The organism is Flavobacterium salmonis, assembly GCF_903819435.1.
Taxonomy (GTDB): Bacteria; Bacteroidota; Bacteroidia; order Flavobacteriales; family Flavobacteriaceae; genus Flavobacterium; species Flavobacterium chungangense.
Map to the genome: position 1 here is coordinate 1 of NZ_CAIJDP010000067.1, position 12,437 is coordinate 12,437.

A 12,437-nucleotide genomic window follows, 5' to 3' on the forward strand; every position below is an offset into this window, starting at 1 on the left:
TGGTCAATTTGCTCCGGAATTAGGTGGTCAGTTTGCTCCGGAACGGGTGGTCAATTTACTCCGGAATTAGGTGGTCAAATTGACCGGTTTTTCCACTAAAGGATCAAGTCCAGTGATTAGATTTATTGATGCTCCCCAAAACGGATAATTTGATTTGCCTTTTTGTAATACTGCCATTAAAAATTTATTTATCAATAAACTATATTTTTCAAATTTACAAAATAAACTATATTGAAATTTATATTGTGGCGACAAATACTGCCTCTCAACGCCAACTTATACCACAACTCCTAATGCTTTAAAAATCCTTTATAAATTCGACTTCCACAGAAAAATGAAGCAAGCTATGGAAGTTATCGCAATACAAAAATCCGCATTGGACAGAATGAAAAATGAGTTGAAGGAACTTTTGGAACTGGCCGAAAATGCTACTCGAAAATATACCTCGATTTTCAAAGAAGAGAAATGGCTGGATAACCAGGAAGTGTGTCTAATGATGAACATTACCAAACGTACTTTGCAGACCTATAAGGACAAAGGTTTATTGCCGTATTCCAAACTGAACCGCAAGAATTATTATAAACTCTCGGACGTACAGGCTTTGCTCGAAGCCTGACAACCATACAACACCAATGATAATGGATTTACTGACGAATGAAGCCGAAGAAATTATTGAACAACAGCAGATGATAATGCAGTTGAGAAGCCGTATCGAAGAAATATTAAAAAATTACCGTCCTGTAATGAACGGAGAGATATACCTCTCTGGTCAGGACGTATGTGAATTGCTACACATTAGTAAGCGCACTTTACAACAATACAGGGATGATAAAATACTTCCTTATATCCAGATAGGCGGTAAGATTATTTTCAAGCAATCAGATATACTCTTGATACTTGAGCAAAATTACATAAACAATGCTAAATGCTTATAAAAGTTCTTTATTCAATCGTTGAAGTCTGATTGTGTATCGTTAGAGAGTTTTAGTATCTTTGTAGCTATATATAGAAAATTCTTAAAGTGTTTTTACTTTAAGTCCCTCATTGAAAACTGGTAATTTTTAAGACAACGGGACAAATAAGGAGGAACGCTCATGCCATAGGCGTGGGCGCTCACTTATTCGTTGTCGGGCGTACCAGTGCCTCAATGTCGGTAAGTGTAGTTTGCCTGCGTCTTCTTTTTTGTTCAGGGCTACATCAACTCAAAAAAGGTATGATATGAAAACAGCACAACAAAAAAACACCCTAGCCTTTATCAATGATAAAAGCCCGATTTTGGATTTGACATGCAACGATCTCATTTCTTCAGGAATTGAAGTATTGCTTCGTTCAGAAAACACTAAAGACGGACTATCTCAATTATCCGCTTTAAAAACACCTCCCGAAGTCTGTGTTATTGACCTCGATTTTTATGATAAGAATATATTGGCACAGCTTCAAGAATTGAGGATACAATACCCAACAATAAAACTGATTGTCCATAGTGATATTGACGCAGAAGAAACTGTAAAATCTATCTTAAAAATTGGTTTTGCTGGTTATCTTCTCATTGGTAGCGATGCAGACGATTTTAAAAAAGCCATTGAAGTTGTTATCAATGGCGGAAGATATTTTAGTATGGGAGTAGCGGAAATTGCTAAAGAATATTTTATAAATAACGAAATAACGCTCTAACGGTTCAGAACTTTGCGTATTGGAGGCTTTTTAGAACAAGAGTTCAATCAAAATCGTTCAGCCCCAATTTCAAAAAATCCCTGTTATCGGCTTCCATTTTGTTGTTCTGTGGTTTTAATCCACTAATTCTTCGCAGTAAAAACCTTTGTCTTTCAAGAGATTAATTATAGATTGGGTAATTTCCGTTTCAATGTCAATTCGTAAAATTTTGTCACAATCTTCAAGGTCAAAATTCCATTTTGCCTGTTTTAACAAATCATTTAAGTGTGGTTTTAATTGTCCGACCTCTTGTTCCGTTTTTACTGATGTTATAAATACATAAATCATTACAATCCTTTTTTTCCTTCAAGCCAATAGCCCTGTGAATTAATTTTACTTTTTATTCTGCTCTTTAATATTTTTCTGAATGTTTGAATCGATTTTACATTTCCCGTTAAAATATAGTTGGCAGTCTGCAATTCTAATGATTTGAAAATAGGTAAATCATTTATCTGGTTTTCGCTTTTGAATGTATTTTTCTTGGGGAATACAGTACAGTTCTCCAAACCTAATAAATTGGGAACGTTTTTATTTTCATCATCTAATTCAAAGTAGAATTGATATTGATGCTCATTTTTCTTTAGAATTGAAAGAAATGAATAAGCAAGTCCTAACGATGTTTCATCGCCAAAAAAGAATTGATATTTTGCATTTGAATGGTAAATTTTCAGCCCTCTTGGTGGACTTACAAATATCTCATCGCCTACTTTTAAGCTGTCAATGTATTTACATCCAACTCCGTTGCCGTGAATATGGAATACAATTTCAAAAATTTCATCTTTCGTATTGTGATATGCCACCGTATAATTCCTAAACTCGGTTTCGCTCACACGAACAACGCTTGCGTATCCAATTTGAAAATCCCATTTTGATATATCGCCTTGGAAACGTATTTTTTTGATGTGCGGACTTAGGCAATGCGTTTCCATAACTCTCATATTCGGTCGCATTGTGCTTCCGAACAAATTACTAACCCATTTTGGTATGCTTGAAATCATTATTCTATACATTAAATTATAATGCAAAGGAACAACGAATGGAAATATCAAACAATATAAGAAAAGGGTTAGTATTGGACTAATCGTGGTTTTTGTTTCGGAATGCTACGGCAGATATTCCTGAAACTTTAGTAAACAGCCTTGAAAAATAAGGATAGTTGTCATAGCCTAATTCCGTTGCAATTTCTTTTACCGATATATCGGAATGATAAAGCAAACGTTTGGCTTCTAAAACAATACGTTGCTGTATGTGATGCGAAACAGAATGACCTGTCGTGTTTTTTACGCATTCGTTTAAGTAAGAGGAGGAAATATTTAATTGTTGGGCGTATTCTGTCGGTCGTTTGGCAGTTATAAAATTTCGCTCCAATAATTGCTTAAAAGCTTTGGTTACAATTTCAAACCGTGAAAGTTTGTCAAATGGTTTTGATTGAACTAAATACTGTGAAATAACAAGTCCAATTAAGGTATTGCAACTTCCATTTAGTAAGGAGTAATATAATTTTTCGTTTTTACGTTCAGAAAATTTTAAACATAATGATGCTGCTTCGGAAATAACAGCAAGCGTTTCTTTATTTAAAGTCAAGGGTTTTACTGGTGTAATGTCTTCCAATAATTTCAAGTATTCAGAATTTAGGTTCTCATTATTAATCGCCCAAAAACTGGCAATTACATTTTCAAAAGCCCCCATACGATGTACCTGATTGGGATGAATGTAAATCACACACGATTGTGACACGTTATACTGCTGAAAGTCAACTTCAAAAGAAACATTTCCTTTTTCCAGCAGGAAAAATATGTGATAATCATCCCGATGTGATTGTTCAGCTTTCTCAAAAATTTGCAAGTCTTTAATGGTTGCTTTTCCAATAGCAATACCCGTACCAAACATATCTGCCATCGTGTTTACAGGAATAGTTTTTATATTTTTAAGCATCGGTTTCCATTTATTATGCAAATTTATTACTTGAATTTTGTTAAGAGGTGAGTTTATATTATGGTCTCCATAGTATCACTAAAACTCTCAAATTTAAGAGATGTGTATTTTACTGCACAAACTTAATGAATTAGAATATTCCTTTTGGACGTTAGTAAAACAAAATTTAACATAACCAAGCGACATTCTTTTGCTTCTTTTCCTTGGTCGCTGTGTGAAAAGAAAAGAAGTCAACTGAAACAACAAAGGGATACCGAATATCCCACTAAATAATAACGCAACCTTTTTGATAAAATGTAGAGAGGTAGATTTATGGAGCGGTACATTTTGGCAAAGTGGTTGCACCGATTAAATGCAAAAATGCGTTTCCGACCGCAGTAAGGAATTGCATTTTCGTAACAACTATTATTAAACTAATAACGGACATTAGTTACTCTCGTTTTTTAATGATATGGCTTTTGCAGTATTGAGTTCGAAAAACGCAAGCAATAAAATCACTACTATTTCTGCTGACAAATAGGTTATACCAAAAACTGTTAGTTCTGACCAGTGATAGATTAAAACTCCAATGGTTAAAGCACAATAAGCAATATTGATTACAGAAATTGAAATTAGAAATGACATCCAACGATGTTTTACTCCAAGAGAACAAAGGGTTAAATAAAAAGCCATTAATAATGCAAGAAACGAAAGTTTAACCCAAACTGCCTCTGAAATACCAAAATTCAAACTAAACTTTTTTGCAATCATAAATAGAAAAACAGACGATAGTAATGCTCCTATTGCATCTATTACGAAAAGCATTTTAGGATTTCTTGAACACTGAATTATGATTTTATTTATTATTTCTATCACTTTTATATTTTTGAACATTATATTTATCTATCTCTAATTTGAGACCTAAAATAGTATTCTATAAAATTAGTGTAATTTTTGGGATACCGAATATTCCACGAAATAATAACACAACCTGTTTGATGAAATGTAGAGAGGAAGATTTATGGAACGGTACATTTTGGCAAAGTGGTTGCAGCGATTTAATGCAAAAATGCGTTTCCGACCGCAGGAAGGAATTGCATTTTTGCCACCCTATTTTGGTTGTCAGGCAACTTTTATATAATGGATGGTAAAATCCTTTAGATTATGAAAAAATGCACTTTTTGACAATAGCTTATTAGCCATCTGTTCTTTTTTATCGCAAATGTTTTGGATCAAGATTTTGCTTTGCACTTTATACAATTTCGGCAATGCGTTTTTGTCTGTTTTCCTGTTACTTAACTCAAATTTTTACTTTCTAAAAAATAAATCTCACGTTACCAAAAAAATATCAATCATATTGTTCTTTTTTTGTGTGGTATTGTAAACTTTACGGTATATTTCGTGGCTTTATATACATCTATAAAAAAAGGTTGATAAGTGCTATTATAACGGGGATTTAAGAATTATCTAAAACCCTAAAAATACCCTAAAATATTTTAAATCATAAATTTGACTACACCAAACGGATGGACAACGAATTAAAATTATCGACTATCCAAGCTGACCCATCACTTTCTGATTTTGTTGATGTCTTTTATATGTTTGAAAATCATTCGGACAAAGGCATTGAAATTGCCAGTTTGCCAGATGGAAAAGTTGATTTAATTTTTATTGCTTCAGATAATGAACCTTTTAAAACGTTGCTTATGAACTTGGATAGGCAACCTTTTCAAGGAACTTTTCCAGCGAAAACTACTGTGTTTGCCATTAGTTTTAAATTACTTGCCCTCGAATATGTTCTTGAAACTTCTATTGCTGAACTACAATCACAACCTAAACAACTATCCGATAATTATTGGGACATTAGTATTTGCGATCTAAATGACTTTGAAATTTTTGTAAACAACATTTCAAAAAAAATAAAGAATATTCTAAGTACAAAAAAAATAGATGAGAAAAAACGACTTTTGTTTGAATACATTTATTTATCAAACGGAGAAATGACGGTTAAAGAATTATCTGAAAAATCATTTTGGACAAGCCGAGATATCAATCGTTATTTTAATAAATATGTTGGACTTTCATTAAAGGCTTATTGCAATATTTTAAGATTTAAGGCATCGTTACCACAAATAAAAAAAGGTGATTTTTTTCCTGAACAAAAATTTGCCGATCAAAATCATTTTATTAGAAATGTAAAGAAATATTCAGGTGTTACACCCAAAGAATTAAATAGAAACGAGAATGACCGATTTGTTCTATTGTTAGATTTTCCGAAGAAATAAGTTTGCATTGAATTTAAAAACAATGTAAAATGGAAATAGTAAAAAATAAAAAAGTACTCATTTCGGGTGCAAGTATATCAGGACTTACGACAGCTTGGTGGATGAACAAATTAGGCTACAAAGTAACAGTAGTAGAAATTGCAAGCCAAGCAAGGACAGGTGGAACATCTCTTAATTTGAGCGGAAACACAATTGAATTCGCTAAACAAATGGGGATTTATGACCAAATTTTGTCAAACAGTTTGAGTTTGGCTTTGATAGAATTTAAGGATAATAATGATATAACTATAAATTCGATAGTGATAAATGATGGTGGCGAAGAACAAAATTCCAATGAAGTTGAAGAGCACAACTTTGATGAAATAGAAATTGACAGAAGTAAATTAGTGGGTATTCTGCTTAATGCAATTGGGAATGATGTTGACTTTATGTTTAACAATAGTATTACAGTATTAAACGAAATCGAGGATGCTATGGAAGTTACGTTTGCTGACGGTTCACAAAAGTCATACGAACTTGTCATTGGTTGTGATGGAATGCATTCGGGGGTAAGGAAACTTTGGTTTGGTGTCGAAAAGGATTATACCTATTTCCTAAAAGCTTACGGTTCTATTACTACTTTAGACAAAGAGTTGATAGCACCAAACACAATGCAGTGGTACAATGTTCCAGGTAAGGCATATATGTTAAGCGGATATAAAGATAAGACAGATATAGTATTCTTCTTCATTTCCGAAAAAGAAATTACTTACGATTTCCGTAACATTGAGCAACAAAGAAAAATTGTTTTAGACCAGTTTGTCGATGGTTGGCGTACAGCAGAACTAATGGGAGAAGTGAAACAATCAGATAATTTTTATTTTGTTAATTTGAGTCAAATAAAAATGCCATCGTGGACAAAAGGCAGAGTCGCTTTGGTTGGCGATGCTGCACATTGTGCCTCTCCAGCAGCAGGAATGGGTGGCTCGCTGGCAATGGAAGGAGCAGGAACATTGGCTCATGCATTAGAAAAGAACAACGGAAATTATGCATTTGCATTTGAAGATTATAATAAAAATCTGCGACCGTTTGTTGAAGAAATACAAGCTAGAGCAGAATCAGACATAAACGAAAATTGGATTCCAAGAACCCAAGAAGCTATAGACAAAAGAAACACCGACGGTTTTTAGTTTTGACTGTGAAGAAGGAACCGAAACGAAATGCTTAATCAACAGCTTCACTCCAATTTAATATCTGAACATTCGACTTTTTAGTGAAACAAACAAGCCAACAGATTGTTCTAACTGGTGTTTTTTTCAAGCCATTTTTGCCAATCTGTTCGGCTTTTAGGTAAATATGATTTAATTTTCATTTAAGTTTTTTAGCCGAATTTCACTATTTATTATTAAATTTCATATACGATACTGACAATCTTGTTATTGTCTAATCTAAAAATCATTTGTTCATATTTAAGATTGAACTTACTTCCCTTATCAACTGAAGCAGGAAAATATTTTATACCAATTGTGATATTAGGAAAATTAATTTTCCAAGACGACCTGATTTTAAAATCCTTACCGCATAATTCTTGTTCAGAAGAACTAAGGTATTCTTTAAATTTTGAAATTCCTTCGACTTCAAAAATGGTTTTCCAATTCTTACGTTTCTCAAAAATCGTATGTTCGTCAAAATGTTTCAGAATATTATTTTCATCGGAGCTATTGCAAGCATTTATAAAATCGCGAATAATTTTTCGAGGTAGCTTTTGAATTTCTCTGATTTCTTTCTTTTTGTTTTCAAGGTAAATGCTAAAATCCTTATCCACCAATTCAGACAACTTGTAGTATCCTGAATGAAAAGCTTCTAAAGGAGATTTATACAATCTATCTTTAAAAAATGTTGCTTCATCAGTTTCATTGGTTTTAAAATGATCCAGAAGCAAAAAACCTTTTTCTTCAGTAGCACTGTTAACACCGTCTACAATATTTACAAAGTAGTATTGCTCTTTATCTTCAAACAAAACTTTGATTTTAGGATTGAATTTTTCAGGTTTATTTGCCGATGCCTTTACAAGATATTTCGTTTCATCTAAAGGATTTTCAATCCGTCTTCCCCAGCCATCGGTGGATAATTCTGATTGGTATCGGGATATTTGAATTCGTATTTCCTTTCGTCCTTTTTCAAGGTCTGTGGTAAATTCATATCCAGGAAAAGAATTGATAATAGCCGTGTCTAATTCCCATTCCTCATAATCACTTGTGAAATTTATTTGATAGCTAAATTCATATTCCCGAATGTAAACCGGAAATTGGAACTTGTTCCCGACAATTGTTTGCTCTAATAAGGTAATATCGGATTTTCTGTTTACGGTTATTGAGATTTCAGTTTCAATCATTTTGAAATTTATTGTTACTAGCAGACTTCAAATTTAGTCAATTTAGCAGGTTCTATAACTTTCAAAAAAACAAACGCCAAATAAATAATGTGATGTTCTTATGCTATATTTCTTTGGTCGCTGGGTGGAAAAAAAAGAAGTCAGTACTATATAGAATAAGTAAATATCCCACTAACAACCTGTTGTGTAAAAATATAAAAAAAGGGAATGGTGTATAGACATATTTTACCAAAGGGGTTACCTCAATTTTAAATGAAAAAATGCGTTTCCTATAGTAACAAGAAAATGCATTTTTGTCTCCTATTTTTTTGAGACTATGTTATAGCTTCAATTTTATAATTAGGGCAAATTATTTGACTTTACTACAACAAAATGTGCAACCCTGTCCTTGATAAGCCATTTTCCATTTATCTTAACATAATAATCATCGTATTTTACACTATAATCCGTTAGAACATCTTTTCCTTCAATTTCTCTGATCATTTTAATTTGACTATAAGAAACTCCTGACGCTGTCTCGTCATTGATTTTTACCGTGTGCTGTCCGTTAAGAGTAAAGTATGTTTTTACTTCAGAGGAATGCAAATTAAAATCTCTTTCCATACTTTCTCTACCCGAAGCATCGGCTACCAAAGCTCCGCCCATATATACTTTATAGCTAAGATCTGAAGTGAATAATTCCATCTGTTCTGCAATTTTTTTCTCATCACCTAAGTAAGCATAATCATCGATTAGGTTTCTCAAATCTTCTTTTGTTCTTAAAATTTCTAAAGTCATAATTCTGTTGATTTTAAATTAATTTATTTCTGATAAATATTGTTGTATCGTTAGTTTGCTGTTGATTCGGCTGTACCGAAAAATACTGAACGTTCACGCAGAAAAGCGCTCATCCAAACTAATATTAAGGGAACTGCAGGATTAAAAATAGAGCCATCGTGTGACAATTCTGTTCCCATTGCACCTGCATAATAGCAACTGATTAATAGGAAACCGATACGCATCGTTTTTGGAAATACAAATAAAATAATGAAGGAAATTTCCATCAAACCTAATGCAGTTGCAGAATTTGGCAAGTTGGTTTTAGCCAGACCTTCCACTGACCAAGGAAGATGAATGGCTTTCATCAAACCGCTTAATACTACCATAATCGTAGTCAAAGCTGTAAGCCCGATTGTGATTATTTTTTTCGTCTTTAAATTTTTAACTGACATAATTTTGTTGTTTTAAAATTCTTACTCGACAAAATTATATCGAAATTACTAATATTTTATTAGTCGTTACTTAAAGGTTATCAAGTAATAAATTGGTTTCGAACGACAATAGTATACAAGACAATTGCTTAAAGCATTCTAATAGATTTAAAAATTCAACGAATATTATTAATTATCCAAGGAAGAAATTTCATTCGCCATCTGAGAAATAGCCCAATCATCCAAATGTTTAAAGAATGGAAGCAATTCTCTGCCACTTTCAGTTAAGGTATATTCAACTTTTGGAGGTACTTGATGATAAACTTTGCGAATAATCAGATTATCGACTTCTAATTCTCTTAAAGCCTGAGTAAGCATTTTTGTACTTACATCAGGCAATGTTCTAAGCAGCTCACCAAAGCGGAGCTGATCACTGGTTTTAAGATTCCATAAAATTCTTGCCTTGTATTTTCCACCGATTCTCTTAAATGCATATTCTATCCCGCATCTTGAACACTGAGTCTCCGCTTTACTATTATTTTTCATTTTTTTTAAAATTTTAACTAATTGATTTACAGCATTACTTACTTTTTTGTTTCTACAATACAAATAAGTAACTACTTGACAAAAGTAAAGTAAAGGTATAATTTTGCACAATAATTAATACAATCAAAATTTAAAAAAATGGAATCTATTAAGAATAAAACAGCATTCGTAACTGGCGGGAGCCGTGGCATCGGGCAGGAAATTGTACGTAAATTATTTTCAGAAGGCGTAAATGTTGCCTTTACGTATTCGAATTCAGAAAATGAAGCAAATCAATTAGTATTGGAATTATCAAATGAAGAAACTAAAGTTATTGCATTAAAAGCAGATAGCGGGAATGAAAAATCAATTGTTAATGCTATCAATAGAGCGTTTGAAACTTTTGGAAGGCTTGATATTTTAGTCAATAATGCAGGAGTTGCAATTAACGATTTGCTTCCCAATGTTAAAATGGAAGATTTTGATAAAATGGTTGCCGTCAACATTAAGGGTGTCTTTGTGGCTATACAAACAGCATCAGCCATAATGAATGATGGTGGGAGAATAATAACGATTGGCAGTGCAGCAGCAGAAAGATCCATCTTCCCGAGTGGTGCGGTTTACGCTATGACCAAAGCTGCAGTGGCAGGATTGACAAGAGGAATTGCCCGTGACCTGGCACCTAGAGGTATTACTGTGAATACAGTTCAGCCTGGTCCGATTGAAACTGAAATGAATCCTGCGGATTCACAATTTGCAGATATCATCAGAGGTTACGTCGCATTGGGACATTATGGAACTAAAACTGATATTGCAGAATTGGTTGCATTCCTTGCAAATCCTTCCGCAAAATATATCACTGGTACGAGTATCAATATTGATGGCGGACTGGTAAGCTAGATTAGGTATTGTTCTGAATGAAAATTTAGAATTCTCAAAGGCTTAGATTTTTGTCTAGGCCTTTTCTGATTGTACTGCCAAAAGATTAAAATTTAGGGTTATTATTAAATTTTAATCTGTAATAAAAATGATGATTGGTAAAATCTTTTTGATTTCTGAGTGACCAAATTATTTAAAAACAACAATTAATAAATATATTTGCTAACATTATATTAGTTGTTATCCAAAGGTTAATAACTGGTAAATAGATTAGTTATGAAAGAATCAACAGAAATTCAAACAGATAATAAGGAGTTTACCGAAGAATGTCACACGATTTTAACAGCAGTTTCAGATGCCTTATACGTTATCGGCGGTAAATGGAAACTAATGATTATCATCGCAATGGCGAGAGGAAATAAGCGGTTTACAGAAATCCAAAGACAAGTCACCGGAATTTCAGCACGTGTACTTTCCAGCGAATTGAAAGATTTGGAACTCAATGGTTTTATCGTCAAAAAAGTGGAAAATGGTTATCCGGTAAGTATTGAATATGAATTACTTCCTTACAGTCAAACTTTAGAAGAATTGGTTAATGCAATGACAAAATGGGGAATTCAGCATCGCCAGAAACTGAAAGCTGAAATATCTTCCAAGAAATAAATTAGTTTTCAGAAAGCAATCTAGCGACGTTCTTTTGCTTCTTTTCTTTGGTCGCACTCTGGAAAGAAAAGAAGTCAGTATTAAATACAACAAATGGGATAATGAATATCCCAAGCAAAATCTCGCAACCTATTTGTTGAAATGTAAGAGAGGAATTTGTGGAGCGGTACATTTTGACAAATAGGTTGCACCTAGTTCGGACTTATTTTGTATGTTAACTATGGTTTTTTATATACTTGAGATTTCTCCATTTTGTGAGCCACTTTTTTTCTCTTAATCTTTTTTCAACTATGATTGTATCAAATTTGGGTGTTGGTTTTACAATTAAATTAAATAAATCTGTTAATCCATAAGGTGCTATCAAATCTAAATTACCCAGTTCATCAAGCCTGATAGCAATTGAAGTAGCCGTTTCGGGCCAATAAGATATGGCATCTAAAACATTAATGTAATTTTTATGACCATTTTTCAGGTGCATTCGAGCTTGGTTTTTAACCGACCATTGTAAATTAGGTGTTTTAGCTAAAAGCTTTTTTTCTAATTCTTCTTCATAGCTAACAGAAATATTTTCAGGGAAATAAAAAACAACATCAATATCATAATCAATATCTACGTTTATAATATTGTGCAGTTTATCCCAAACATTATTTCTTACAAATCCTGCCCCAATCCAACAATCATCTAAATTTAAATCTTGAACAGCTTTAAGTATTTTTAGATTTAATGGTTTTTCTTTTATGATTGAAAACAATTCATCTTTAAACTTCATTTTTCTTTAATCCGTGTATAGTTTAGAACGACAAACTTAACGAATTAAGTATTTCCTTCGATTGAAATTATAATAAAAGCCAATGTAAACAAGCGACGTTCTTTTGCTTCTTTTCTTTGGTCGCA

16 protein-coding genes are annotated in these 12,437 nt (G+C 32.8%); 7 read left to right on the forward strand and 9 right to left on the reverse strand.

Annotated elements, in window-relative coordinates:
* Positions 1 to 346: 346 nt before the first annotated feature.
* From FLACHUCJ7_RS09805 to FLACHUCJ7_RS09815, 3 genes are all read left to right on the forward strand, one after another.
* On the forward strand, positions 347 to 616 hold the full coding sequence (locus FLACHUCJ7_RS09805) for a helix-turn-helix domain-containing protein (RefSeq protein WP_180908765.1): 270 nt from the start codon (positions 347 to 349) through the stop codon (positions 614 to 616).
* 22 nt (positions 617 to 638) lie between these two features.
* On the forward strand, positions 639 to 935 hold the full coding sequence (locus FLACHUCJ7_RS09810; protein ID WP_180908766.1) for a helix-turn-helix domain-containing protein: 297 nt from the start codon (positions 639 to 641) through the stop codon (positions 933 to 935).
* 283 nt (positions 936 to 1,218) lie between these two features.
* Positions 1,219 to 1,674, forward strand: coding sequence for a response regulator transcription factor (locus tag FLACHUCJ7_RS09815; protein WP_180908767.1), 456 nt, complete (start codon positions 1,219 to 1,221; stop codon positions 1,672 to 1,674).
* Positions 1,675 to 1,788: 114 nt separating this feature from the next.
* Here FLACHUCJ7_RS09815 and FLACHUCJ7_RS09820 read toward each other — a convergent pair whose 3' ends face one another.
* From FLACHUCJ7_RS09820 to FLACHUCJ7_RS09835, 4 genes are all read right to left on the reverse strand, one after another.
* Positions 1,789 to 2,001: a hypothetical protein gene (locus FLACHUCJ7_RS09820; RefSeq protein WP_180908768.1), complete on the reverse strand. Its 213-nt coding sequence runs from the start codon at positions 1,999 to 2,001 to the stop codon at positions 1,789 to 1,791.
* Positions 2,001 to 2,711 carry an FAD-binding oxidoreductase gene (locus FLACHUCJ7_RS09825; protein ID WP_180908769.1) on the reverse strand — a complete coding sequence of 237 codons (711 nt, stop codon included), beginning with the start codon at positions 2,709 to 2,711 and terminating at the stop codon, positions 2,001 to 2,003. Before FLACHUCJ7_RS09825 ends, FLACHUCJ7_RS09820 begins: the two co-directional genes overlap by 1 nt.
* A gap of 79 nt (positions 2,712 to 2,790) precedes the next feature.
* Positions 2,791 to 3,648 (reverse strand): AraC family transcriptional regulator, encoded by an 858-nt coding sequence (locus FLACHUCJ7_RS09830; RefSeq protein ID WP_180908770.1) that lies wholly within the window; start codon positions 3,646 to 3,648, stop codon positions 2,791 to 2,793.
* A 426-nt stretch (positions 3,649 to 4,074) separates the two neighbouring features.
* Positions 4,075 to 4,503 (reverse strand): hypothetical protein, encoded by a 429-nt coding sequence (locus FLACHUCJ7_RS09835; RefSeq protein WP_180908771.1) that lies wholly within the window; start codon positions 4,501 to 4,503, stop codon positions 4,075 to 4,077.
* A gap of 650 nt (positions 4,504 to 5,153) precedes the next feature.
* On the opposite strand from FLACHUCJ7_RS09835, the gene FLACHUCJ7_RS09840 reads away from it, so the two are divergent.
* Both FLACHUCJ7_RS09840 and FLACHUCJ7_RS09845 read left to right on the forward strand, forming a co-directional pair.
* Positions 5,154 to 5,912: a DUF6597 domain-containing transcriptional factor gene (locus FLACHUCJ7_RS09840; RefSeq protein ID WP_180908772.1), complete on the forward strand. Its 759-nt coding sequence runs from the start codon at positions 5,154 to 5,156 to the stop codon at positions 5,910 to 5,912.
* A 29-nt stretch (positions 5,913 to 5,941) separates the two neighbouring features.
* Complete coding sequence (locus tag FLACHUCJ7_RS09845) at positions 5,942 to 7,081, forward strand: FAD-dependent monooxygenase (protein ID WP_180908773.1); 1,140 nt, start codon at positions 5,942 to 5,944, stop codon at positions 7,079 to 7,081.
* A gap of 215 nt (positions 7,082 to 7,296) precedes the next feature.
* On the opposite strand, the gene FLACHUCJ7_RS09850 is transcribed toward FLACHUCJ7_RS09845, so the two are convergent.
* From FLACHUCJ7_RS09850 to FLACHUCJ7_RS09865, 4 genes are all read right to left on the reverse strand, one after another.
* A complete protein-coding gene (locus FLACHUCJ7_RS09850) occupies positions 7,297 to 8,286 on the reverse strand; it encodes a hypothetical protein (protein ID WP_180908774.1) in 990 nt (329 codons plus the stop codon).
* A gap of 339 nt (positions 8,287 to 8,625) precedes the next feature.
* A complete protein-coding gene (locus FLACHUCJ7_RS09855) occupies positions 8,626 to 9,063 on the reverse strand; it encodes a nuclear transport factor 2 family protein (protein ID WP_180908775.1) in 438 nt (145 codons plus the stop codon).
* A 50-nt stretch (positions 9,064 to 9,113) separates the two neighbouring features.
* Positions 9,114 to 9,497: a DoxX family protein gene (locus FLACHUCJ7_RS09860; RefSeq protein WP_180908776.1), complete on the reverse strand. Its 384-nt coding sequence runs from the start codon at positions 9,495 to 9,497 to the stop codon at positions 9,114 to 9,116.
* Between the two features lie 168 nt (positions 9,498 to 9,665).
* Positions 9,666 to 10,022, reverse strand: coding sequence for a winged helix-turn-helix transcriptional regulator (locus tag FLACHUCJ7_RS09865; RefSeq protein WP_180908777.1), 357 nt, complete (start codon positions 10,020 to 10,022; stop codon positions 9,666 to 9,668).
* A 138-nt stretch (positions 10,023 to 10,160) separates the two neighbouring features.
* Between FLACHUCJ7_RS09865 and FLACHUCJ7_RS09870 the strand changes: the two genes are divergently transcribed.
* Positions 10,161 to 10,901 carry a 3-oxoacyl-ACP reductase family protein gene (locus FLACHUCJ7_RS09870; RefSeq protein ID WP_180908778.1) on the forward strand — a complete coding sequence of 247 codons (741 nt, stop codon included), beginning with the start codon at positions 10,161 to 10,163 and terminating at the stop codon, positions 10,899 to 10,901.
* Positions 10,902 to 11,156: 255 nt separating this feature from the next.
* Positions 11,157 to 11,543, forward strand: a complete 387-nt coding sequence (locus FLACHUCJ7_RS09875; RefSeq protein WP_180908779.1) for a winged helix-turn-helix transcriptional regulator — start codon at positions 11,157 to 11,159, stop codon at positions 11,541 to 11,543.
* A gap of 214 nt (positions 11,544 to 11,757) precedes the next feature.
* Here the strand turns inward: FLACHUCJ7_RS09875 and FLACHUCJ7_RS09880 are convergent, their stop codons facing one another.
* Positions 11,758 to 12,312, reverse strand: coding sequence for a nucleotidyltransferase family protein (locus tag FLACHUCJ7_RS09880; protein WP_180908780.1), 555 nt, complete (start codon positions 12,310 to 12,312; stop codon positions 11,758 to 11,760).
* Between the last annotated feature and the right edge of the window lie 125 nt (positions 12,313 to 12,437).